The sequence below is a fragment of the Peptoniphilaceae bacterium AMB_02 genome (assembly GCA_036321625.1).
Classification (GTDB): domain Bacteria; phylum Bacillota; class Clostridia; order Tissierellales; family Peptoniphilaceae; genus Microaceticoccus; species Microaceticoccus formicicus.
The window spans coordinates 846,033-868,946 of record CP143259.1 but is presented as its reverse complement, the minus strand read 5'-3'; the positions used below and the strand labels follow the sequence as shown (position 1 = coordinate 868,946).

The 22,914-nt window shown below is 33.5% G+C and carries 26 protein-coding genes, 2 tRNA genes and 1 pseudogene; 3 read left to right on the top strand and 26 right to left on the bottom strand.

The genetic code is table 11. The annotated features are described in order from the left end of the window. Nucleotides 1-2: 2 nt before the first annotated feature. Genes mreD through VZL98_04170 form a run of 6 tightly spaced genes read right to left on the bottom strand, consistent with a single transcriptional unit; the run spans nucleotide 3 to nucleotide 4,075 of the window. Nucleotides 3-497 (bottom strand): rod shape-determining protein MreD, encoded by a 495-nt coding sequence (mreD, locus tag VZL98_04195; protein ID WVH64148.1) that lies wholly within the window; start codon nucleotides 495-497, stop codon nucleotides 3-5. Beyond that, the gene (mreC, locus tag VZL98_04190) at nucleotides 484-1,338 is read right to left on the bottom strand and encodes a rod shape-determining protein MreC (protein WVH64147.1); all 855 of its coding nucleotides are present in this window, start codon (nucleotides 1,336-1,338) and stop codon (nucleotides 484-486) included. Before mreC ends, mreD begins: the two co-directional genes overlap by 14 nt. A 9-nt stretch (nucleotides 1,339-1,347) precedes the next feature. Continuing rightward, on the bottom strand, nucleotides 1,348-2,370 hold the full coding sequence (locus VZL98_04185) for a rod shape-determining protein (protein ID WVH64146.1): 1,023 nt from the start codon (nucleotides 2,368-2,370) through the stop codon (nucleotides 1,348-1,350). A 13-nt stretch (nucleotides 2,371-2,383) separates the two neighbouring features. Further along, complete coding sequence (gene radC / locus VZL98_04180) at nucleotides 2,384-3,166, bottom strand: DNA repair protein RadC (protein WVH64145.1); 783 nt, start codon at nucleotides 3,164-3,166, stop codon at nucleotides 2,384-2,386. Then, on the bottom strand, nucleotides 3,163-3,681 hold the full coding sequence (locus VZL98_04175; GenBank protein WVH64144.1) for a Gx transporter family protein: 519 nt from the start codon (nucleotides 3,679-3,681) through the stop codon (nucleotides 3,163-3,165). The genes radC and VZL98_04175 overlap by 4 nt, the downstream gene beginning before the upstream one ends. A gap of 13 nt (nucleotides 3,682-3,694) precedes the next feature. Further along, the gene (locus VZL98_04170) at nucleotides 3,695-4,075 is read right to left on the bottom strand and encodes a NusG domain II-containing protein (protein ID WVH64143.1); all 381 of its coding nucleotides are present in this window, start codon (nucleotides 4,073-4,075) and stop codon (nucleotides 3,695-3,697) included. 401 nt (nucleotides 4,076-4,476) lie between these two features. On the opposite strand from VZL98_04170, the gene VZL98_04165 reads away from it, so the two are divergent. Continuing rightward, nucleotides 4,477-4,638, top strand: coding sequence for a hypothetical protein (locus tag VZL98_04165; GenBank protein ID WVH64142.1), 162 nt, complete (start codon nucleotides 4,477-4,479; stop codon nucleotides 4,636-4,638). 154 nt (nucleotides 4,639-4,792) lie between these two features. On the opposite strand, the gene VZL98_04160 is transcribed toward VZL98_04165, so the two are convergent. The 10 genes from VZL98_04160 to polA form a co-directional block, all read right to left on the bottom strand. Next, the gene (locus VZL98_04160; protein ID WVH64141.1) at nucleotides 4,793-5,668 is read right to left on the bottom strand and encodes an RnfABCDGE type electron transport complex subunit B; all 876 of its coding nucleotides are present in this window, start codon (nucleotides 5,666-5,668) and stop codon (nucleotides 4,793-4,795) included. Between the two features lie 9 nt (nucleotides 5,669-5,677). Then, complete coding sequence (gene rsxA, locus VZL98_04155; protein WVH64140.1) at nucleotides 5,678-6,253, bottom strand: electron transport complex subunit RsxA; 576 nt, start codon at nucleotides 6,251-6,253, stop codon at nucleotides 5,678-5,680. Next, nucleotides 6,253-6,864, bottom strand: coding sequence for an electron transport complex subunit E (locus VZL98_04150; protein WVH64139.1), 612 nt, complete (start codon nucleotides 6,862-6,864; stop codon nucleotides 6,253-6,255). The genes rsxA and VZL98_04150 overlap by 1 nt, the downstream gene beginning before the upstream one ends. Nucleotides 6,865-6,874: 10 nt before the next feature. Next, entirely contained in the window at nucleotides 6,875-7,450 is a 576-nt protein-coding gene (locus VZL98_04145) for an RnfABCDGE type electron transport complex subunit G (protein WVH64138.1), read from the bottom strand. After that, on the bottom strand, nucleotides 7,450-8,406 hold the full coding sequence (locus tag VZL98_04140) for an RnfABCDGE type electron transport complex subunit D (protein ID WVH64137.1): 957 nt from the start codon (nucleotides 8,404-8,406) through the stop codon (nucleotides 7,450-7,452). The genes VZL98_04145 and VZL98_04140 overlap by 1 nt, the downstream gene beginning before the upstream one ends. Nucleotides 8,407-8,418: 12 nt before the next feature. Next, entirely contained in the window at nucleotides 8,419-9,744 is a 1,326-nt protein-coding gene (gene rsxC / locus VZL98_04135; protein ID WVH64136.1) for an electron transport complex subunit RsxC, read from the bottom strand. A 40-nt stretch (nucleotides 9,745-9,784) separates the two neighbouring features. After that, nucleotides 9,785-9,871: transfer RNA gene (locus VZL98_04130), tRNA-Leu, on the bottom strand. 85 nt (nucleotides 9,872-9,956) lie between these two features. Continuing rightward, nucleotides 9,957-10,601, bottom strand: a complete 645-nt coding sequence (locus VZL98_04125; protein WVH64135.1) for a lytic transglycosylase domain-containing protein — start codon at nucleotides 10,599-10,601, stop codon at nucleotides 9,957-9,959. Between the two features lie 17 nt (nucleotides 10,602-10,618). Further along, nucleotides 10,619-11,215, bottom strand: a complete 597-nt coding sequence (gene coaE / locus VZL98_04120) for a dephospho-CoA kinase (protein WVH64134.1) — start codon at nucleotides 11,213-11,215, stop codon at nucleotides 10,619-10,621. Then, complete coding sequence (polA, locus tag VZL98_04115) at nucleotides 11,202-13,931, bottom strand: DNA polymerase I (protein ID WVH64133.1); 2,730 nt, start codon at nucleotides 13,929-13,931, stop codon at nucleotides 11,202-11,204. The genes coaE and polA overlap by 14 nt, the downstream gene beginning before the upstream one ends. A gap of 321 nt (nucleotides 13,932-14,252) precedes the next feature. On the opposite strand from polA, the gene VZL98_04110 reads away from it, so the two are divergent. Further along, a tRNA-Leu gene (locus VZL98_04110) sits at nucleotides 14,253-14,339 on the top strand. 14 nt (nucleotides 14,340-14,353) lie between these two features. Here VZL98_04110 and VZL98_04105 read toward each other — a convergent pair. The 10 genes and pseudogenes from VZL98_04105 to VZL98_04060 form a co-directional block, all read right to left on the bottom strand. Further along, nucleotides 14,354-15,913: a tyrosine-type recombinase/integrase gene (locus VZL98_04105; protein ID WVH64132.1), complete on the bottom strand. Its 1,560-nt coding sequence runs from the start codon at nucleotides 15,911-15,913 to the stop codon at nucleotides 14,354-14,356. A 105-nt stretch (nucleotides 15,914-16,018) separates the two neighbouring features. Continuing rightward, nucleotides 16,019-16,231, bottom strand: a complete 213-nt coding sequence (locus VZL98_04100; protein ID WVH64131.1) for a helix-turn-helix domain-containing protein — start codon at nucleotides 16,229-16,231, stop codon at nucleotides 16,019-16,021. A 407-nt stretch (nucleotides 16,232-16,638) separates the two neighbouring features. Further along, a complete protein-coding gene (locus VZL98_04095) occupies nucleotides 16,639-16,878 on the bottom strand; it encodes a helix-turn-helix domain-containing protein (protein ID WVH64130.1) in 240 nt (79 codons plus the stop codon). Next, nucleotides 16,871-17,296, bottom strand: coding sequence for a sigma-70 family RNA polymerase sigma factor (locus VZL98_04090; protein ID WVH64129.1), 426 nt, complete (start codon nucleotides 17,294-17,296; stop codon nucleotides 16,871-16,873). Before VZL98_04090 ends, VZL98_04095 begins: the two co-directional genes overlap by 8 nt. An 838-nt stretch (nucleotides 17,297-18,134) precedes the next feature. Further along, nucleotides 18,135-18,806, bottom strand: a complete 672-nt coding sequence (locus VZL98_04085; GenBank protein ID WVH64128.1) for an ABC-2 transporter permease — start codon at nucleotides 18,804-18,806, stop codon at nucleotides 18,135-18,137. Then, nucleotides 18,790-19,653 (bottom strand): ABC transporter ATP-binding protein, encoded by an 864-nt coding sequence (locus VZL98_04080; GenBank protein ID WVH64127.1) that lies wholly within the window; start codon nucleotides 19,651-19,653, stop codon nucleotides 18,790-18,792. The genes VZL98_04085 and VZL98_04080 overlap by 17 nt, the downstream gene beginning before the upstream one ends. Continuing rightward, nucleotides 19,646-20,029, bottom strand: coding sequence for a GntR family transcriptional regulator (locus tag VZL98_04075; GenBank protein WVH64126.1), 384 nt, complete (start codon nucleotides 20,027-20,029; stop codon nucleotides 19,646-19,648). Before VZL98_04075 ends, VZL98_04080 begins: the two co-directional genes overlap by 8 nt. Before the next feature lie 59 nt (nucleotides 20,030-20,088). Continuing rightward, complete coding sequence (locus VZL98_04070; protein ID WVH64125.1) at nucleotides 20,089-21,036, bottom strand: ABC transporter permease subunit; 948 nt, start codon at nucleotides 21,034-21,036, stop codon at nucleotides 20,089-20,091. A 2-nt stretch (nucleotides 21,037-21,038) separates the two neighbouring features. Continuing rightward, complete coding sequence (locus tag VZL98_04065) at nucleotides 21,039-21,953, bottom strand: ABC transporter ATP-binding protein (GenBank protein WVH64124.1); 915 nt, start codon at nucleotides 21,951-21,953, stop codon at nucleotides 21,039-21,041. A gap of 254 nt (nucleotides 21,954-22,207) precedes the next feature. Continuing rightward, nucleotides 22,208-22,348, bottom strand: a pseudogene (locus tag VZL98_04060) (conjugal transfer protein). Nucleotides 22,349-22,507: 159 nt separating this feature from the next. Here VZL98_04060 and VZL98_04055 point away from each other — a divergent pair. After that, the gene (locus tag VZL98_04055) at nucleotides 22,508-22,870 is read left to right on the top strand and encodes a helix-turn-helix transcriptional regulator (protein WVH64123.1); all 363 of its coding nucleotides are present in this window, start codon (nucleotides 22,508-22,510) and stop codon (nucleotides 22,868-22,870) included. The last annotated feature ends 44 nt before the right edge of the window (nucleotides 22,871-22,914 follow it).

The following is a 22,914-nucleotide window of genomic DNA, read 5'->3' as shown; positions in this document are numbered from 1 at the left end:
ACCTAGTAAAATCTGATATTTGGGAAAATAAATATCTTACGGAATACCTTCATCGCAAGAAAGTACAGCATTGAATTGAATACTATTTCAATTATAATCGGTCCCTTTAGATAGTTTAGTACATTTAAGTATGTTCCGGTTACAAAACCCTGAGCCAACATAAATAAAAAGTAAACTAAAGTCATGCCGGCTGTTATCAACATCCCGGTTCTATTGTCTTTAAAGTTTAATCTATATTCATTGTTTCCTATAACAAAGCCCATTATAAAATAAATAAGCGCTCTAAATCCAAGTAATTTAGAAAAGAGTACATCTTCAATTAAACCAAAAAACAAACCTGAATAACCACCTATATAGGATCCGAATCCGACTGACAATGCTGCAATGACCGGTAGTGCAAAGTTGGGACTTACACCAAGAACTTTTATTTTAGAAAAGATTGTCACTTGTAGTATGGTACTTATTATAATAACCAATAATATTCTAATCCTGTTCATATTTCCCCTCATTCCTATCTAGTATCAGTACTCTATAAAGGCTTGTAAAATCAACTTTTGTTTCGACAATGATTTCAACTATTAAATCTTCTGTCAATTTAACATCTACTACATCGCCTATATATAGATTTCTGGGATAAACTCCACCAACTCCCGAGGTCATTAGTTTATCTCCGATTTTTATATCTGAATTGGGCTCAAATACATAACCTGACATACCCTTCTCATTTCTCCCGGTAAGTACACCTGCTTCTAGAGTTCTGGAGTTAATAAAAGAAATATTTGAACTTTCGCTTATAACTGAAGTAACCTTAGCCCAACTCTTACCGACTTTTTCTACTTTACCTATGATTGCCTCTATAAAGGTTGAATCAGTCAGTTTTTTTCCCGTTACAATTACATCTCCTACTTTGACAGAGTCGTTCTCTCCTTTATCTATTGTGAAGTTAATAAAGTAATTGCTTGGATCTTTTGCAGTGATATTGGCGGGTTTTAGGTCGTATTCAGTCTTTTTAAGTAGATTGTACTCATCCTCAAGAAACTCTGCTTTAGCAATAATAGAAGAATAAATTGCTATCTCTTCTTTTAATTTCTGATTTTCCAGTTTTAATTCAGCATTTTCAGTTCTCATTTTTCTAGTACCGAATAGGTACACAAATAATTCCTTTGTCTTTGTAGAAGTGAAACTCACGGCTTTATTTGCCGGTTCAAAAACTCTTCCTACTGTATCTTCAGCAAAAGGAATTATATTTTTATATCTTGATGATATCGCCATCATAATCAAGAGGATAAAAACTGTGACCGTTGCAACTATGATTTTTTTTCTATTATCAGTATTCATATCACAAACCTACTTTATTCTTCTGGATTTTTTAACTTCGTTAAATTTCTTCAGTATCTCACCAGTACCAATACATGCACTAACCATCGGATCATCATCCAAGACAAATGCCATATTAATTCCTCTGGATAACATTTCGGGCAATCCGTTCAGTCTCGAGCTGCCACCAGTGAGGGTTATTCCGTTTTTCATTATATCTGAGGATAATTCAGGAGGCGTTCTTTCCAGTACAGACTTAATACCATCTATGATTTCATAAACCTCAGGTTCCAGTACTTTTGCAAGCGCTTTGGAACTGATCATGGTTTTTTGAGGTAGTCCTGTAATTAGATCTCTACCGGATACCTCATATTTCATATCGTCTCTGTTCACATTTACTGTACCTATTGCCAGCTTTATTTCTTCAGCTGTACTGTAGCCAATCATCATATTATATACATTTTTGACATGTTCTATGATTATTTGGTTAAATCTGTCCCCACCTATAAATATGGATTTTGAACATACTATTCCACCAAGTGAAATAACTGCGACCTCTGTGGTTCCACCACCAATATTAACCACCATATTTCCTGCGGGTTCATAAACGGGCAGTCCTGTACCTAGAGCTGAGGCAAGTGATTCTTCTATTAAAAGTACATCTCTCGCACCCGCTTGAAGAACAGCATCTTCTACAGCTCTTTTCTCTACATCGGTTATTCCCGACGGTATTGAAACTACAACTCTTGCAGCCAACAGAGAAAAACCTGAAGATGACTTGTCTATAAAGTATTTAAGCATTGCTTGTGTAACTTCATAGTCAGAGATTACTCCCTCTTCAAGTGGTCTCATGGATACTATATTTCCAGGCGTTTTGCCCACCATGTCCCATGCTCTTTGTCCTACAGCTACTATATCTCCGTTATTTATATCTATTGCAACAACAGAAGGTTCATTTATAGCTATTCCCCTCCTATTGACAAATACAAGTGTATTTATCGTTCCCAAGTCTATGCCTATGTCTCCGGCTATTAGGCTAAATAATCTTCTCATAAGTTTCTCCCATTTAAATAATATTGGACTCTCTCATACTAAAATACTCATTATATCCTATTATTATATGATCAAGTATATTAATTCCTAAAATCTTAGCACCTTCTATCAACCTATGAGTAACGGCAATGTCTTCTTTTGATGGCCTTGTGTCTCCAGAAGGATGATTGTGGATTAAGATAATAGAATTTGCACTTCTTTTTACTGCAATCTTAAAAACTTCTCTGGGGTTTACAATGGATCTATTTAAGTCACCCGTAGAAATTCTTACTTCTCCTATTATTTGGTTTTTTGTATCTAAAAGAAGTAGTGAGAAATGTTCTCTTTCTTCATATTTATATCTTTCCATAAAAATATCAGCTACAGATTCCGGGGAACCTATTTTGATATTTCTGATAGAATTTCGTCTACTTAGACGCTTTCCAAGCTCTAATCCTGCTACCAACCTGGATGCTTTCGAAATTCCTATGCCTTTAATTTCCATGAATTCTTCCAAACTTGCATCCATTAGTGCTTCATGATTGCCAATATGTACCAGCACCTTATTTGCCAATTCAATAGCAGAACAAGACTTGGTTCCCGATCCGATTAGAATGGCAAATAATTCTGCATCACTAAGAGATTCTCTGCCTTCCAGCATAAGTTTTTCCCTTGGTCTGTCAAATTCGTTTAAATCCTTTATTCTATAACCATCGGAATCGGTATTTTCAACTCGTTCCAATTCCTTGGCTGTTTTTTCAATATCACTCGGCTCAATAATCTCTAAAATTTCATCTACTATAATATCTTTTGTCATTCATTCCTCCTCGGCAAATTATAGACTCCCAATTTGTAAAGATGCTCGGATATATATTTTGAAGAAATTCCTACAAAATATCCGGTAAATATTCCAACTATGGTCAGTACAGGTAAATATGTGTACATCCTTATATTCTCTGTGATTAATGCAGCAACGGTAATTTGAGCAAAGTTATGAGCTGCCGCTCCCAATATGCTTACACCTATTATGCTTAAGAAGCTGTTAAAATACTTATATGCTATATGCATAACAACTACACTCAATACCGAACCTGCAAGGCTGTATAGCATGCTGCTAATGCTTCCTGTCGCAAGCATTAGTACTACAGATTTCATGACAGCCACCAATACTCCATCTTTGAAACCAAATAAAACAAGAGTCACTAAAATTACCATATTTGACAATCCGAGTTTAGCGCCCGGTGCAATAAATGGTAAGGGTATTGACATTTCAATTATCGATAGAGCTAGTGCAGTTGCAACTAGAACTGCTAAATATATATATCTTCTCATAAAAAACCTTTTATTAATAATTAATATGATCTACATCACTTATTTCGCTTTCGTTGATGATTTCAATCACAAGTTTATGCGGTAAACAAACCAAAGTTTCACCCGGCTTTGAAATCCAGCCTTGTTTAACATCAATTTTATCCTTACAATCCGCCTCGATAACTCGGACACTTTTATCACCGATTTCAATGATATTGTAACCATGGTCCGTTTCTATTTTATATGTTTTTCCGATTACTGATTTATCGAAATTTATTTTTTTAACTTCTTTGCCTTCTACTTGTACACTAACATAGGCACTGTCAGATAGCTCAGGGGCCTTGTTAACTATATACATCATAAAAATTGAAAACACTAAAATAATAATAATTAAAATCTTATCGCCTTTTTTCATCATCTTCTCCTAAAACATTATAGATATAGTTTATCACTCTTAGATGTATTTAACAAGGCGTAAAGCATTGTTTTCGTTGTAAGCATCGCATTTTATTACAGATTTGTAGTCTCATTACAAACCAAAAATCTCCTGTACTCAAGATTCCTAATTTAGATGTCGTATGTCTACATCTACCTAATGATACTTACTCTCACTGCCTATTTACCCGGGATAAAGACAAAATTTTTTTGTACTATCTATACAATTTATTTAAGCTCTATAATTTATGCTGTATAATTTATAGTGTTGGTGAAGAAGTATTGGTTTCTTTGCTGGCACTATTTTCTTTTTTAAAAAAGACATAGTGACCAATTTCCTTTATAATTTAATCACCACAACCAAAAAATAAGGAGGCCACTATGTCTATAAGTAATTATATCTTAAATTTATTAGATTTAAAAGATGAAAATATCAAGATTTCTGAAATAAGTGAGAAGATTAAATATTTGATAGGTATTAATAATTATATTAAGTGTTTAACAAAGAACTCTTTTCGGATACAGGTCGTACTATCATTTTAGGAATCGAATATTAATTTGCAAGAAAATGATAGTACCAAAAGACACTGTAAGTGTAAAAAAACGTCAGGCAGCTAACGCTGCCTGACATTAATAGTTTGTAATTAATTTATATACCAACACTATTTGACAAAGAACCATTTTATCTCTTTTAATATTAACCTACTTTTTCTTCTTCGGCAGCTTTCTCAGCAGCTTTTATCCTGTCTGCTTCAGCTTTTCTTTCAAGTCCCGGATAAATACATTTGGTAGGACATTTAGCTATTGCATTATCAAGTGCTTCGATGTCGACATTTTCAGGATCATATACTGCAGTTGCCAGGAAGTTCTCTACTTTGAATCCTTCAGGATATTGTTTTTCACATATCTTACAACCGATACATCCAACCTTACAAGCAGCTCTTACTACTTTACCTGCATCATGGCTCTTACATTTAACTACTGATTCCATTTCATAAGGAACCATTTCTATTATTTGCTTAGGACATATCTCAACACATTTTAAACATGCTGTACATTTATCTTTGTCGATTACTGCAAGTCCGTCGATCATTTGAATTGCACCAAATTGACATACATCTTTACAAGTACCGCCTCCCAGGCATCCATATGAACAGGTTTTGTTACCACCTTGTAATGCTGCAATGGATCTACAATCAGCTATTCCTTCATAATCATACTTATTGCCGGTTCTCTCATTTGTACCCTGACATAGTACTACAGCAACTTGTTTTGAAGATTCGACTGCATCTTGTCCCATAATTACTGCAAGAGCATCGATTAACGCTTGTCCTCCTATTGGACATTTGTTGATAGGAGCTCCATCCAGTGCTATGGCTTTAGCTAGTCCGTCACAACCTGGAAATCCACATGCCCCACAGTTTGCACCGGGAAGTGCATTTCTAACTTCTTCAACTTTTCTATTTACTGCCACATGGAATACTTTTGAAGCATAGGACAATAATGCTGCGAATGCAATTCCTAAACCTCCAAGTACTGCCACGGGGATTATTATATTATTAATATTCTCCATTTCAGCCTCCTACACTAGTCCTGAGAAGCCCATAAATGCTATGGACATTAGTCCTATTGTGAATAGCGCTGCAGGTACTCCTTTAAAATACTCAGGGATATCAGCATGCTCAAGTTTCTCTCTAATTGATGCAAGAATTACGATTGCAATTATGAAACCTATTGAAGCCCCTATAGCATTTGCAACAACTTCAATGATATTGTACTCTTTTTCAATATTCAGTATTGCTACCCCTAGTACTACACAGTTAGTAGTAATAAGTGGTAGGTATACTCCAAGAGCATTGTATAGGTTTGGAGATGTCTTTTTAAGTACCATCTCTACAAATTGTACCAATGTTGCTATTACAAGTATGAAAACTATAGTTTGAAGATATCCTAGTCCTAGTGTATCAAGTATTAATCTTTGGATGGTGTATGTAATAACAGATGCCATGGTGATAACAAATGTTACTGCAAGTCCCATACCAAAAGCAGTTTCGGTTTTTTGCGAAACCCCTAATACCGGACAAATACCAAGGAACTGAGCTAATACGAAGTTGTTAACAAATATGGATCCGATTATTATTGTAAATAGGTTTCCCATTAGTTATGACCTCCTGTTAACTCTTTATTCTTAGATCTGGTTAGTAGTATGTTGAAAACTCCAATCATTACTCCAAGTATTATATAAGCACCCGGTGCTTGAGTAAATACTCCTATAACATATTCTTCAGGTATTATTCTTGCTCCCATAAGTGTTCCTGAGCCGAATAGTTCTCTTATTGCCGCTAAAACAACAACGGATACTGTATAACCGGCACTTTGTCCAAGGGCATCAACTATAGATTCTATAATTGTTCTCTTAGATGCAAAAGACTCAGCTCTTGCAAGTATTATACAGTTTACAACTATAAGCGGAATAAAAATACCAAGTGATTGATAAAGCGGCTGCATATATGCTTCCATCATCATTTTTACTATAGTAACGAATGTTGCTATGATTACTATATATGAAGGAATCCTTACTTTATCCGGTATAAAGTTTCTAAGTAATGATACTACAATGTTTGAACCCAATAGTACGAAAGTTACTGCCGCTCCCATTCCAATAGCATTTACTACTGTAGTAGTTATAGCTAATACAGAACAGAGTCCAACTAACTGAACGATTACCGGGTTATTTTTAAATATCCCATCAAAAAATACATTCTTCATATTGTCACCCCTATTTAATTAGCTCTCTAGCTATTGCAATTGTATTGTTAAGTCCTCCGACTATCGCTTTAGTAGTGATAGTAGATCCACTTATTGCTTGAATGTCATAATCTGTAGAAGGTGTTTCTGCATAGGTTAAATCTTGATCAACTTTATTGCCTGTTACTCCTTCAGCAAATGCCGGTGTCTCACATTGCTTACCGAATCCAGGTGTTTCAGTATTGTTTAAAACCTTAAAACCTTCTATGTTTCCTTCTTTTGAAACTCCTACGATGAATTCTATCGGACCGTCAAAACCACCTTTAGCAACTGTTCTAAAAATAAAGCCTTTTACTTCACCGCCAACAGTTACATTGTATATATCTTTTACAGCCTCATTATCCCCAATGGTTTTTGTCATTTCATCCTTATCCATTGGTTCAATTTTCTCAGCTGTCGGGAATGCATCTTTTAGTGATTCTGCAAGTTTTTTTGCTTTTTGTTCAGCTATAACCGGTGCAGTAAAGGTATTTGCAAGAGCTAAGACCAAACCAGCAACAGCAGTTATTAAAAATAGTCTGATGACCAGTGTTCTTAATTCTTTCATTATTTAGCACCTCCGGAACCAAATGTCTTTTCAGCTGTGAATTTTTCTATTAGCGGTACACACATGTTCATGATGATGATTGCAAATGAAACTCCCTCAGGATAACCACCAAATTTTCTTATAACCGCTGTTAATAATCCACATCCGATTGCGAATACTATCTGTCCTTTTTTAGTTACAGGGCAAGTAGCATAGTCTGTAGCCATGTAGAACGCTCCTAAGATTAAACCACCACTTAGTAGATGGAATAATGCATCATTTGGTTTTCCGCCAAATAAGACTACAAAAATCAATGTTGTAGCTATGTAAACTACAGGTATTCTTAAACTTATTACTTTTCTAAAGACCAAGTAAGCAGCTCCTATTAATAATGCAGCTTTTGATACCTCACCCATGCATCCAGCCATGTTTCCTATAAACATTTCCATTTCAGTAGGTGTAGGTCCTCCAGACAATGGAGTAACCATGGATATCATATCTGTTAAAGGCTCGGTAAACTTACCCATATCTTTAGCAAATGATGCCATTAACATCGCTCTGGCAGCAAGAGCCGGGTTCATAAAGTTTGATCCTAAACCTCCAAAGAACTGTTTTACAACTACGATTGCAAATACTGAACCTACAACAACTTTCCAAATCGGTAATGAAACCGGTACATTTAGTGCGAGTAGCAATCCTGTTACAACAGCAGATAAATCTCTTATAGTGACTTCCTTTTTAAAAGCTTTTTGAATAAGCGCTTCAGATACTACAGCAGCTAAAATAGAAGCTCCAATTAGCATTAATGCTCTCATACCAAAAAAGTAGACTGCAGCTATACTAGTTGGAATAAGCGCTATTATTACATCAAGCATTATCCTCGATACTGATTCATTAGATCTAATATGAGGAGATGAAGACACGACTAGAAGATCGTCCAGGACGACTTCATTTCCTCTTACTTCAGTGTTTTCCATATTTTCCTCCTATTATACCCTTTGTGAATTTTTTCTAATCTCTCTCTTGCCCAGTCTTATAGTCTCCAATAGAGGTCTTTTTGCAGGACAAATGAAAGAACATGAACCGCATTCAATACAATCCATTATCTTTAGTTCTCTGGCAGACTCGTATTGATCAAATCTAACCATTGATTCTAAGTAGAGTGGTTGTAAAAATACAGGACAAACATCTAAGCATTTACCACATTTTATACAAGCTTCTACTCTATGTGGTCTTGCTTCTTCTTCAGTCATAACCAATACTCCACCTGTTGCTTTAACAGTAGGTGCATCTATTGAAAACTGAGCTTCACCCATCATAGGCCCACCGATTATTACCTTACCCGGTTTTGTTTTGAAGCCTTCTGCAGCTTCTAGTAGATATCTTAGAGGTACGCCTACTTTTGCCATCACGTTGACAGGAGAGTTTAATGCATTTCCTGTAACGGTTACGATTCTCTCATATAACGGTTTGCCTGTCGTTACTGCTTCATAGATGCTATGAGATGTATAAGCATTGATAACTACTACTCCGACATCCATAGGTAATCCACCTGAAGGCACATGTCTTTTAGTAGCTGCATCGATAATCCTTTTCTCGTCACCTTGTGGATACTTGGGCTTAAGAGTCACTACCTCAATTGAAGGTTCGTCCTTAACGGCTTCCTTCATTTTAGCTATAGCATCAGGTTTATTTGTTTCAATACAAATAAAGCCCTTCTCAGCATCTACCGCTTTCATGGCAATTTTTAATCCTCCGACTACTTTATCGGTTTCCATTTCCATGATTTTTTGGTCAGCTGTTAAATAAGGCTCACATTCAGCACCATTAACTAATACGGTATCTATTTTTATACCTTCCGGAGGAGATAATTTTATAAAAGTTGGGAAAGCTGCTCCACCTAGACCTGCTATTCCTGCCTCTTTGATAATCTCTACTATCTCTTCCTTGCTTACGTCATTAATCGTTCTATTAACGACATTATAACCTATCTCATCAAGTCCATCCGACTCGATAGTCACTGCTTTACATTTTACTCCTGATGGGGTAATAATTTCTGAGATTGATTTTACTTCACCGGAAACACTTGAATGAACCGGAATAGACATAAAAGCTTTAGACTCACCAATTTTCTCTCCGACTAATACACGATCCCCAACCTTGACCAAACTTTCACAAGGTACCCCGATATGCTGCTGGAGAGCAATGGTTACAGATGTTGGACTTTCGCCTGTAATCACAGGCTTGTTGCATGTCAATTCTTTGAAATCATGCATATGTACTCCGCCTTTGAAACTTGCGTTTTCAAGACTCATGTAACTCCACCTCACATTTATTTAATTTATAATTGCTTATTGGTGCAGAAAGGGGGACTCGAACCCCCATGAGCATTCGCTCACTACCCCCTCAAGATAGCGTGTCTACCAATTCCACCACTTCTGCTTTTTTCTTACTGTTCTTATTATATAGCATTTTCATATTTTTTCAATAGTCAATAATTAATAATGCTTAATAGGTATTCATTGTTCTAAAAGCTTTTAATTATATCTTTGACAAATGCTTTGTAGTTGTTCCATATCAAACTGATGGGATTATCGAATTCTGCTTGATTTGGAAGCTCGTTTTCGTAAAAAAGTTTATATGTTTTGTAAGTATTCATAACTTTTTCAACATAGTTTTTTGTTTCACCAAATGGAATATTATCCAATTTATCTCCATGGTACGAAATATTCGGATCTTTTAACCATTCCTCGACATTGCCCATACCGCCATTATATGCTGCAAGAGCAATCTCAACATCTCCAAAATGTTCATATAGATATTCATAATAATAAGCGCCTAGATGAATATTGTAATCCGGATCATGGAGTTTATCATCATGATACTCTTCTTCCAGTCTTTCAGATATCCACTTCCCTGTATCAGGGACGATTTGCATTAATCCCTTGGCATTCATAGGAGAAACAGCATTTGTATCAAAGTCAGACTCTACTTTAATAATAGCTGCAATCATAAGTGGATCTGAATTATACTGTTTACTGTACTTATCAATTATATCTATATATTTAACTTTAGTATCAACTGTCTTCATAGTTATCAGTGCTAAAGACATACCTACAGACAATAATGCAATTATTATTATCAATAAAAATAGGTTTTTGAGTGCTTTCATCGTTCACCTCATTATCTCTATAATAAATTTAATACATCGATGATTTTCTCTTCAAGTGAAATCAGATCAAAGTCGTTATATATTAATATATCTGAACTTTTTTTCTTGTCGTCATCAGGCATTTGAAGTCTGACAAATGCTTCTGCTTCTGCTTTTTCAAGTCCAGATCTTCTAATTAATCTTGCAACTCTTGTATCGACATCTGCATCGATATAGATGACTTTATAAATGTCTAAAACCTTGTCAATCAGTGCTTTTGATTCAAAATAAACTGGTATTTCCACAAATATCCTCTTATTTTTATACATATCGACACAGTTTTTTACCCTATCCATTATAACCGGATGGGTGATTTTATTCAAGGCTGGAAGCTTTTCAGGATTTTCAAATAACTCCAGCCTCAATTTGGCTTTATCGACATTTCCATTCTCATCTAAAATTAAGTTACCAAATTCTTTAATAACTTTTTCTTTGACTTCCATTATATCATAAATTCCACTAACTTTTTCATCGCTACTGATAACAATTTCATTATATTTTTTTAAAATATTACATACAGATGATTTACCTGAGGCTATCCCTCCTGTTATAACGATAATTTTATTTTGAGTCATACCATGAATCTCCAATATTAATATCGGTTTTTAAGTCAACACTTAGTTTATGAGCATCTTCCATGATTTTGACTACCATTTGTTTTATAGTATCTAACTCGTCTTCAGCAGCTTCGATAATTAACTCATCGTGAACTTGTAGGATTAATCTGGATTTTAATCCATCCTTTTTCAATACATCGTATACCCTTACCATAGCTATCTTGATAATATCGGCTGCAGATCCCTGTATTGGCGTATTAAGTGCAATTCTCTCACCAAATCCCCTAATATTGAAATTCTTGGATTTCAGCTCAGGAATGTATCTTCTTCTATTTAATATGGTTTCAACATAACCCAATTCTTTACCGGAGACTATAATATCTGCCATGTATTTTTTAATATCCGGATAAGTAGCTAGATATTTGTCTATATATTCTTTAGATTCTGACCTGGGGATGTCAAGGTCTCTAGATAGACCGTAGTCACTTATTCCATATACTATCCCGAAGTTTACGGCTTTCGCTCTTGATCTCATCAGCGGAGTTACTTCGTCCATACCAACGTGAAAGACTTCTGAAGCGGTTTTTGTGTGAATATCTTCGTCATTTTTAAATGCGTCTATCATGACTTTGTCACCCGATAGATGTGCCAGTACTCTTAATTCAATCTGAGAATAGTCGGCGTCCACCAGTTTATAACCTTTGGAAGCAACGAAAGCTTTTCTTATCTTTCTGCCTTCCTCTGTTTTTATGGGTATGTTCTGTAGATTAGGTTCAGTTGAGCTAATTCTACCCGTAGCTGTAATATTCTGTCTAAAGGTTGAGTGTATCCTTCCATCACTACCGATAAGTGGAATCAAGCCGTCTATATAGGTACTCATTAATTTTGAAACGCTTCGATATTCCAAAATTGATTCAATTATTTCGTGTTTATCATAGAGCTTGTCCAAGACTTCAGCGTCGGTTGAGTAGCCCGTTTTAGTTTTCTTAATTACAGGTAGTCCCAATTTATCAAATAGTACTTCTCCAAGTTGTTTGGGTGATGCAATATTGAATTCCATACCTGCCAGTTCATAAATCTTGAGCTCTAGAGCGCTAATCTTCTTTTCCAGTTCCTTGCCCATATTTCTTAATTCATCAATGTCAACTTTAAAGCCTGTTCTCTCCATATCAGCAAGTACTTTTATAAGCGGAAGCTCGATTTCATAATATAATTCGTGCATTTCTCTTTCTTCAATTATTTCATCCAGTACGGGATATACTCTTTCAGTTATCGTCACATATTCAGAGATAAATTGGAAGAGTTTATCATCGGGCAGTTCTGAAAGCTTCTTTTTATTCTTTCCTTTTCCGGTAAGTTCTTCATAGGAAATAATACTCTTATTTAGATACTTGAGAGCTTGTTTTTCTATGCTATAACTGGTTTGAGAAGGATCGACAAGATAATCGGATATCATAACATCCCTATAGTTTTCCAATGAAATACCGTGTTTTAGAAAGAAGAAAATATCTGATTTTATGTCAAAAGAAAGCTTTGTATAAGAATTTTCAGTAAAGATTTCTGATAGTCTGCCATCTATTAAATCAGTATAGTTTATACTGCTTACATCATCTTCTTCTACAATCTCTTCTGTTAAATTTAACTGCACTCCTTTAGCTGAGTCATTGTCTTCATTTGCAATCCTGGATACATATATGGCGGGATTGCCTGCTGCTTTTATCCCAATTGCAGATACATTTGATTTTATATAGGATTCTTCATCATAGAATAGTTTAAAAGTAAATGATTTTGACTTTTTAACCTCTTCTACCAAGTCCTTTATGGAATCATCATTTAGAACTACATATTCAGTAATGAACTCTTCTGTATCATCATCTATCGGCACTCTGCTTGCAAATGTTCTAAATTCCAATCTTTCAAATTTTTCTTTTAATGCAGGATAATCAGGGTCCTTAAATTTGTAATTGTCAATTTCTAAGTCTAGTGGTACATTTACATAAATCTCTCCCAACTTTTTACTCATAAGTGCAATTTCATGATAGTCTTCCAAGTTCTTTTTTAATACCTTACCGGATATATTATCAAGGTTTTCATACACGGACTCCATGCTGCCATATTCTTTTATTAACTTTAAGGCCGTCTTTTCTCCAACTCCCGGAACACCCGGAATATTATCCGACTGATCTCCCATAAAACCTTTAACATCTATTAATTGTTTTGGCTCCAGTCCGAATTCCTCTTTTATAATATCTGGCGTGTAGACTTCTGTTTGGGTTATACCTCTTTTAGTGAGTACAACCTTAGTATCACCATCAACCAGCTGCAGATAGTCCCTATCTCCGGTGACGATTACTGATTCAATACCAAGTTTATTAAATTCAGTAGACAGTGTCCCAATAATATCATCAGCTTCATATTCATCAATATCAATATGACTTACTCCCATGGAATCAAGTACATCCTTTAGTATTCCGAACTGTGCACTTAATTCAGAAGGCGTCTGTTGTCTGTTCGCTTTGTAATCCTTATAATCCTTTTCTCTAAAAGTCGGTCCAGACCTGTCAAAAGCCACTAAAATATAATCGGGATCGTATTCATCTATCATCTTATAATACATGCTTAAAAAACCGTATACTCCATTGGTCGGTATACCGTCTTTCGTAGTTAAATCCCTTATTGCATAAAAAGCACGAAAAATCATACTTGATCCATCTATCAGTAAAATTCTTTTCATGTATCCTCCATTTATATTATTCTAAATTATTTATTCCCTACACTTAGTATATAATAAGCCGGGTTAAAAATAAAGAAATTGAACTTTAACTATTGTAATAGCATTCATTTTATGCTATTATATCACTTACAAGCCGAAGTGATGGAATTGGCAGACGTGCTGGACTCAAAATCAACTGCGTGTACCATATACACATATAGCTGAAGCCTTGATATATGAAGGTTTCTATAACTAAATAAATTACTTTGTTTTTAATATCCCTCTTACATATCCCTCTTAAATCTTTTAGGATAAGTAAGTGTTTTGGATTTTAAAATATAGGCCGGTGTGTTGGAATTGGCAGACAAGACAGACTCAAAATCTGTTATCCGCAAGGGTGTGTGGGTTCGAGTCCCACTACCGGCACCATTTTTAGAAACTCTTTAGTTTGTACTATAGAGTTTTTTTATTGCCTGCATTTCTTCGTCACTTTTAATCTCTACCTGTGGCTCTGATTTCTTTGATGGAAATACAGGCAAAATTGCATTAGCAGAGGAAACCTTGCTACTATAGTCTAAGTGGGTATAAGTATTTGAGGTTGTTGAGATATCACTATGACCTAACCATTCCTGTATTTCTTTCAAACTCACTCCGTTAGCATATAAGAGGCTAGCACAAGAATGTCTTAAATCATGGAACCTAATTCTTCTCAAGTTATTGTTTTTCAATAAAATTGGGAAGTGTTGTGTCAAATACCCTGGCTTTATTCTTTCACCAAGCTCATTGACATATATAAACTCCAAGTAGTCATTACAATAACAATTACCGCATAGTTTTCTATTTTTTTTCTGCTCAATATACATTTTGATAAGTAAATCCTCAAAAGGTTTTACTAGTGGTAATATGCGTCTACTAGACTTAGATTTTGTCCGTTCTTTTTCTACAATAATACTTCCCTTACCATCAGCCATATTTGCCTCTGTAACAGTATATTGTATTGTGATTGTTTTAGCTTTAAAATCAATAGCATCCCATTTCAAACCAACTATTTCACTTCTACGCAACCCATAGAAAGATGCTAAGATAATTGCCAGCTCCATAGGATCACCTTTGGAAACTTCAAATAATGTGCTAAGTTCCTCCGGATTATAGTAACTTGCAATATATTTCTCTTTTTTAGGTCGTTCTACTCGATCAGCTGGATTAGATTTAATTAGATGAAGTTGAAAGGCATATTGCAATGCCTTACGGATATTAGCATGACGATGAATAACTGTGTTTGCTGTTAATCCTAAATTTAATTCATATTGATAATAATCTTGAATATATTTAGGGTTTTCTTCCATTTCTGTAAGTGTGTACTTCTTTTCTAAAAAATAGGGTACAATTCGTCTTTCTACTGTATTACTATAGGAAGCGTATGTTGTTTTTTCTACACTAGATTTCATCATTTCCAACCATTCAAGCATAAAGTCTGTAAAGAGTATAGATACCTCATCTGTGGCTGGGTTAATATTTTTTGCTGGGTTGCTATCAATCCATCCGAGTTCTACTGCATAATCAAGAGAAATAGTAATTACCTCATGTAATTGCAGGATAACCATTTTACTAGCATGATTCTCTGATTTCTCATGATTGTAATAACTTTCTATATGTGAGCTTTTTAAATCACATATAGGAATCTTTGATTTTTTAAAGTAGGGTTTAATGAACATTCTTATGTTGTATGAGTATAAAGCAAATGTTTCAATACCTATACTTTTGCTATTATCTTTCAGCCATTTTTCAAGAAATTTATGAAAGGGAGTATTTTTATCCGTCATGGCATCTTCTGGATTAAAGTTCTTTCTTGTTTCCAAAAGCATAGCTTCAGCACGTTTTTGATTCCCCTTTATTGGTAATCTTGTACTAATTGATTTTGTACGCCTTTTTCCATCACCATCCTTGTAACTTAATATCATTTGAAAATATCCATTTTGTTTTCGTAAGTGTCCTGCTACCATATTAGTCCCTCCTAAAATAATAGCAGTCAATCACCTACCACTGACAACTTAAGTATATCAGCTAAATTGACTGCTTACAATCTTGTGACGCAGTAGAATAAATTTTCAAAGAACATTTATATAAAGTAAAATATTAAGCTTTGGAATTTTATAAGTTCTTCCAATCTTGAAATGCTTGATCTTATTTTCTCTAAGCAATTTGTACGCTGTCTTTGTACTTATTCCAATCATTTCACTCATTTGTTCCACATCCACTACATCTGGATATTTTTTAAACATAAGAAGGTAGGTATCTTTTTTTATTGCTTTTCTTTCCATTAAAATACCTCCTATCACAATATTTTATTTTAAGTAAAAACGGACGGCTGTTGGCACAGCTCCACGGGGTTTTACCCTTTCAGCATTCTGCTGAAACCCTACCCATTGCCTGCGACGCTTTTAACGCTCGGACGGTGGCTATAGGGGAGTATCATTGTCCCATTTATATGTCATCGCCTGCAAACTGCCACATTTGCTTTAAGGCTGGATATTTTTCGCTCCCCCTAGATAGAGGTCTTGGCGCATCAGTCTCTTGGCTATTTATAAATGGAATGTATCCGTTTTACTTTATACTGCAAAGCCGTTATCTGGCCTGCTTTCTTTGTCAAAGAACATTGCTATTATATTAGGAAAGCCATAAAAGAGAAATATAGAAAGGGGATGTACTTCTCATATGGCTTTGTCTGTTAAGCTACATTAAAGGCTAAGATTTTGGTAATCAATTTTGTTTCCAATCTCCGGCGTAATGTCTCATCCACACAAAGATGTGGATTGCCACTCTCATCGTATAGCTGCCTTGTAGATAATGTAGCTATATACCCTTCATAATGCTTTAGAACGGTATTGATAGCGTCAACATCACCACTTGAAGCTAATGCGATAAGTGGGTAGGAAAGTAGATGATTATTTTTTACTTTGTTACTCATAGACATCTCCCTCCATAAAAGTTTTTATCTGTTGTAAAGTTCTTGTCCTTTGATACTGCACAGTAGAACGCAGCATATTAAGCTTGTCCCCTATTTCTCTATCAGATAATTCTAAGAAATAGGAAAGAAGAATAATATCTCGTTTGCACTCTGGCAAACTTTGTAAAGCTTTGATGATAAGATCATCTGTAACAATGATATTAAGGTCTAGCACATTGAAAATTTCCTCAGTTACAAAGTATTTATCTACTGTGTAAAGCTGTTCCATTTCCTTTGCAGACAAATCTGAAAAAGTCTTTTCCTTGCTGCGTTGTCGTTTTAATTCGTCATAATAATCTCTTGCTTCATGCTTGAGGATTTTTTTACAAAAACTATCAAAGGTGTGTCTTTTACTTTGTTCATGGTTACTAGGTTTCACATTCTCACCCCCTTTCGGGTGGTGATTTCCTTGTTCCCCTTTCACCACTACTACGGTAGAAATTGCAAAACTGCCAAACTTTTGAGAAACTTTTTTAAAAAACTTTAAATTAAACGCAAAAATGCCCGACTGAAAATACAGTCGAGCATTTTTGGAACTATATATGTTTGTTACATGATATGTGTGTTCATATTGATAGCAATAATATCCCATTGGGGGATATAGGCTTTTTTAATGGATAGAATTTATATGGCTTATGGTAATAAAAAATAGACACGGCGATACCTCCTCGATACCGCCGTATCCCTGAAAAACCACTCCTATATGTCTAGTTTTAAGAAAAGAAAAACGGCGGCTTTGATTGTTATTTCAAAACCGCCATCAAGCTATAATATTTCCGTTTAGCACAACTATCTGACCGCACAACAACGGTTTTTTTATTTCCGCTGAAGTCGGTATTATATTATATTATATTAAATTAATTATGTTTTATTAAATTAAACCATCTAAAATTTAGGTTCAAGATACCCTAATTCCATAGCACAATTATAGGCCTCTATAATGTTGTCTACTCCAAATTTTTCATAAATGCTGTTGATATGATTATATAAAGTTCTTTCACTAATTATAAATTAAGCATCGTCACAGTCAGCAGAGAATGATTTTAAATTTACTATTTATGTGACTATTACAGGTACTTGCTTTCTATAAACTATCCATCCAAAAAATCCTATTGCATATGTATCTATCACCATGAAGCCTAATATAAAAGTTGTCTATCAAGTCAAATATACCAAGATTTAATAAATTATAAAAAGCAAATCAACTATACTTGGTGCTAGAATTCTCTCCGAATATAATATTTATACGATGTTCTATATGAAATAAATAAAAGAACTAACCAAATTATTAATACACCGAAAGCACCTAGTATAGGATTAAATACAAAAAATTGAGTAACTTTATTAATAAATATCAAAGTTTGGTCTTTAAATAACAATTCGCCAGATATAACTATTAAACCAACAATTGCAAATGGTAAATAGGGAGTGGCTTTTGACTTTAAATAACCATTTTTAAATAATATTGGATACTGAATAAATTGTGTGGTGGACAATGCTAAAATTGTTGAAATTGTTATGATTAATACTTCCTTTAAAATAAATTCAGTTTTAAAAATCATAGACAAAATAAAACTTATAGCAATTCCAATAGTCGCCCCAAGTATATTAATTGCTAAAAGAAATGCATATCTGCCTTTAATAACATCTTTTTTATTAAGTCCAAAAATAGTATATAAGGAATCAACACCATTTTGGTCAACTATAGCAAAAGGATATGAAGCATATAACATAGTAAACATTAGAATTAATATTATAGAAGAAATAGGTGAAGCATTACTGTATGACGTATACAGTGTAACAGCAAGAAATATGAATAAATGTATAAAGGTTATATATGGTTTAATTATCATAAAATCCAATTTTAGAAGATTACTTATTTTTTTCATGTTTTGCCCCCCTATTAAAAAATATAATCAGCTTCTCAAGTGAAGCAGGTTCAATAACCAGTTTATCATTTTTCCTTATAAGATTTTTATCAATAATTGCTTCAAAAAAAGTACTGCCTTTTTTCATTCCAATAAGTTTTGTATTGTCTAAAAACTCCAAGTCTTTTAAGCCACCTTTTATTAAAACATAACGTTCTATAAGCCCATCCTTTGTTCCAGAATATACAATATTCCCATCTATCAAAAAGACAATGTAATCTGCAATTGATTCTAAGTCTGCTGTAATATGGGTTGAGAAAAAAACAGTTCTATTGTCATCTTCTACATATTCCTGAAGTATTTCACATATTTCCTCACGTGCAGATGGATCAAGTCCACTAGTAGGTTCATCAAGTACAAGAATTTTCGTATCATGAGATAATGCAATAGCTAACATCAATTTTACTGCCATTCCCCTTGATAATTCTTTAATTTTAATATTTTTTGGAATTAAAAACTGTTTTAAATATTTAGTAAAGGTCATATCATCCCATGAAGTATAAAACATAGAAAAGCTCTTACTTATATCTTTAACTAACCAATCCTTAACTAAAAAGGATTCATCCATCACGATACCAATTTCTTGTAAATAATCTTTACTATATTTAATATCTTTATTGAAAACCTTGATTAAACCGCTATCAGGATTTATTAAAGACAGTAAAGACTTAATAGATGTGGTCTTGCCTGAGCCATTCGGACCAATAAAACCTGTAATAAATCCCTTTGGTATATCAAAGCTCACTTTATCTAGTGTAAATTCACTGTATTGTTTAGTAACCGAATTAAAACTAATTGCCTTACTCATTGTGCATTCCTCCTTTTAAAGTTGTAATTACATTTAATAATTCTTCATCAGTTAAAGAAATTCGTCCTTGTAGTTCAAAAATTTCAAAAAGCAAATCTTCAATTTTAGACATTGTATTTTCAAAATTTAAGCTTTTATTCTTAGGCAGTACATAACATCCTTTTCCCTGGACATTTACCACATATCCTTCTTCTTCCAAGTCTTTATAAGCACGTGTTGTAGTAATAACACTTATTTTCAAATCTTTGGCTAGTTTCCTAATTGAAGGTAATTTGTCATTTTCCTTTAACTCATCTGTAAGGATAGCTTCAATAACTTGATTTTTTATCTGTTCATAAATTGGAACACTTGATAAATTTGAAATAACAATTTTCATAATTCAACCCCTTTTTCATATGTACACATCCACAGTATAGTCTGTCAGATAAGTCATCTTTATACAACTACATCTCTTTTTTGAAATACAGCTAACGGTGTAATCATAAATATTAAATAATATATAAGTAACACTCCTATGGAAAAACCTAAAGTCATACCTTCCACAGGTGGAATCCCATCCATGTAAACATGTAGGTTTGTATTAGCAAATAATATATATTTTGACCATGTATATCTAGATAGTAGATTTACAATGGAACTACCAGTAAATAAAAGCAATATTGAGAGACCTATGGCTAACGAGTTATTTTGAAATATTATTGATAACATAAAAGCAAAAGTAGATATCATTAATAAATTAATACTTTTATAACCATATATACTAAGAATATACCATAGCATATTTACTTCCCTTACCGCCCCATTAGAATATATTAAATATGGTTGGTTAATACTTTCAAATCCAAAAAATATAGCGCCAATAATAATTGACAAAATTAAAAGTGTTGTAAGCATAGATAAGCTATTTAGTATTATTGTAAAATACTTTGATAAAAGAATCTTATATCTCTTAAAAGGACGTATTAATAATAATTTTATAGTTCCTACTGAAAATTCTGATGTCAGTATTCCTGTTCCAATTATTATCACAAATATAGAAATAATAGAAATTAAAGATGTTGCATTTACTATAAGTCCCCAAAACGAATTATGATTCAATGGGGCAATCCCTTTTTCAATCCTATATTTATTTATTGCCATTGTTTTAATATGTTGTTTCTTTGCAAGGTTTGAATCATCCATTTGAGATATATTTGCTTCTAAAGACATATTTTCTTCCATAAGATTTTGCTTCCAATTATGGTTTTTATCTACTAATGTGAAATTTATGATTATTGCAATTGCTACCACTAAGACCGTAAGAATTCCATACATAACCAATGTACTAGCTCTTGAGTATAATTTCATATTTTCATTGCGTATTAAATTAAACATTCTAATCATTTTTATTCCTCCCCCGTTACCCTGAGATACTCATTTTCAAGGTTATTTTTTGACTTGCTAATGGAATAAACCTTAATATTCTTTTTAACTAATGTCTCTATGAGTTTGGGTATCTCTTCAAACTTAATTAATACTTGAAACTTTGAATCATCTTTGTCAGTATGGCATTCATAATTTAAATTCTCGATTATAGATTTAGCTTTATCTTCAGGAACCGCAACTAAATCTATAATACTTTTTATGTTAGTATCCTCTGTTTTACTAATATCCTTGATTTCTATTAACTCTCCATTTTTTATAATTCCAATTCTATCGCACATCTGTTCCATTTCAGATAATAAATGACTAGATATAAATATTGTTATATTTTCTTTCCTTGATAAATTTAAAATTAGCTCCCTCATCTCGTATATTCCTGCAGGGTCTAATCCATTTGTCGGTTCATCCAATACAAGTAATGAGGGAGAATGTAGCAATGCTTGGGCTATTCCGAGTCTTTGTCTCATTCCAAGAGAGTAGGTTTTTACTTTATTATGTATCCTTTTTTCAAGTCCTACCAAATTAACCACTTGATTAATTCTATTTACATCAATTTTTCCATGCATTCTTGCATAATGGATAAGATTTTTATAACCAGAAAGTTGTTTATACATATCGGGATTTTCAACAATCCCCCCAACATATAGCATTGCATTCTCAAAGTCTTTTTCAATGTCATGCCCTTGAATTAAAATTTTACCTTTTGTTATGGATATTAATCCTAGCATCATACGTATGGTTGTCGTTTTTCCAGCTCCATTAGGTCCTAAGAAACCAAATACTTCTCCTGTATAAATATTTAAATTAATCCCTTTAATAATCAACTTATCTCCTATTTTCTTTTCCAAATCTTTAATTTGAACAATTGATTCTCTCATATAAAGACTCTCCCCTTTTAAATTTGAAATAACAATTATTATAATCAATCCTTTTAACATATACACTTATATACAGTATAGGCAGTTAAGCGTTTTTTGTCAACCTCTGTTTATTAATTAAGAATCTTAATTTATGGAAAACAAGCTTCATAATTATCAATAGTCTATAAAATAGATAAATAAATTTCACAATAATTAGATAATTAAGCAGCTTACAAACATCAGTTTATTTATTTGACTATCAATTGATTTAATTTGTCGTTTATCTCCCATGAATAATAGATTGTTGCAAAGTTCTCTACAAGATTTTCTACATTGTGAGTATCGACATATTCTTTTTATATGATTTTAGTTTCATGTACGGTCTCTATAGCTGTAAAGTACTTGAATACTGCAAGCTTAAAAAGTAAGTAAAAAGTTAATATATTATGAGTGAGGTTTCATAGTAATATTTTAAATTATAATCTTGATTTATTTACATTATATATATGATATGTGTACTCATATCCAAAGCAAAAGGATGAATTGTAAAATGTAGTAGGGTGAACTAAATTATGAAACGCAAAGTTGAAAAATATGATTTCAAGGCTTTGGGTCAAGCTATAAAAGAAGCAAGAAATGCAAAGGGAATGTCCAGAAATCAATTAGCAGATAAAATGAACATTGCACCTCGGTATATTGCGTCTATTGAAAACAGCGGACAACATCCAAGCCTACAAATTTTTTATGAACTTGTTACTATTTTAGATGTATCAGTAGATCAATTCTTTTTTCCAAATAAAAAAACGGAAAAATCAACACAACGCAGACAACTTGAAAGTCTACTTGATGAAATGGATAACAAAGATTTAACCATTATGACAGCTACTGCAAATGGAATACAAGAAGCTAAGTCAGAGGAAAGGACGGAAATTTGAACCGTCCTTTTTGTTTTATGCTTTTTCCCAAACAAAAGTGGCAA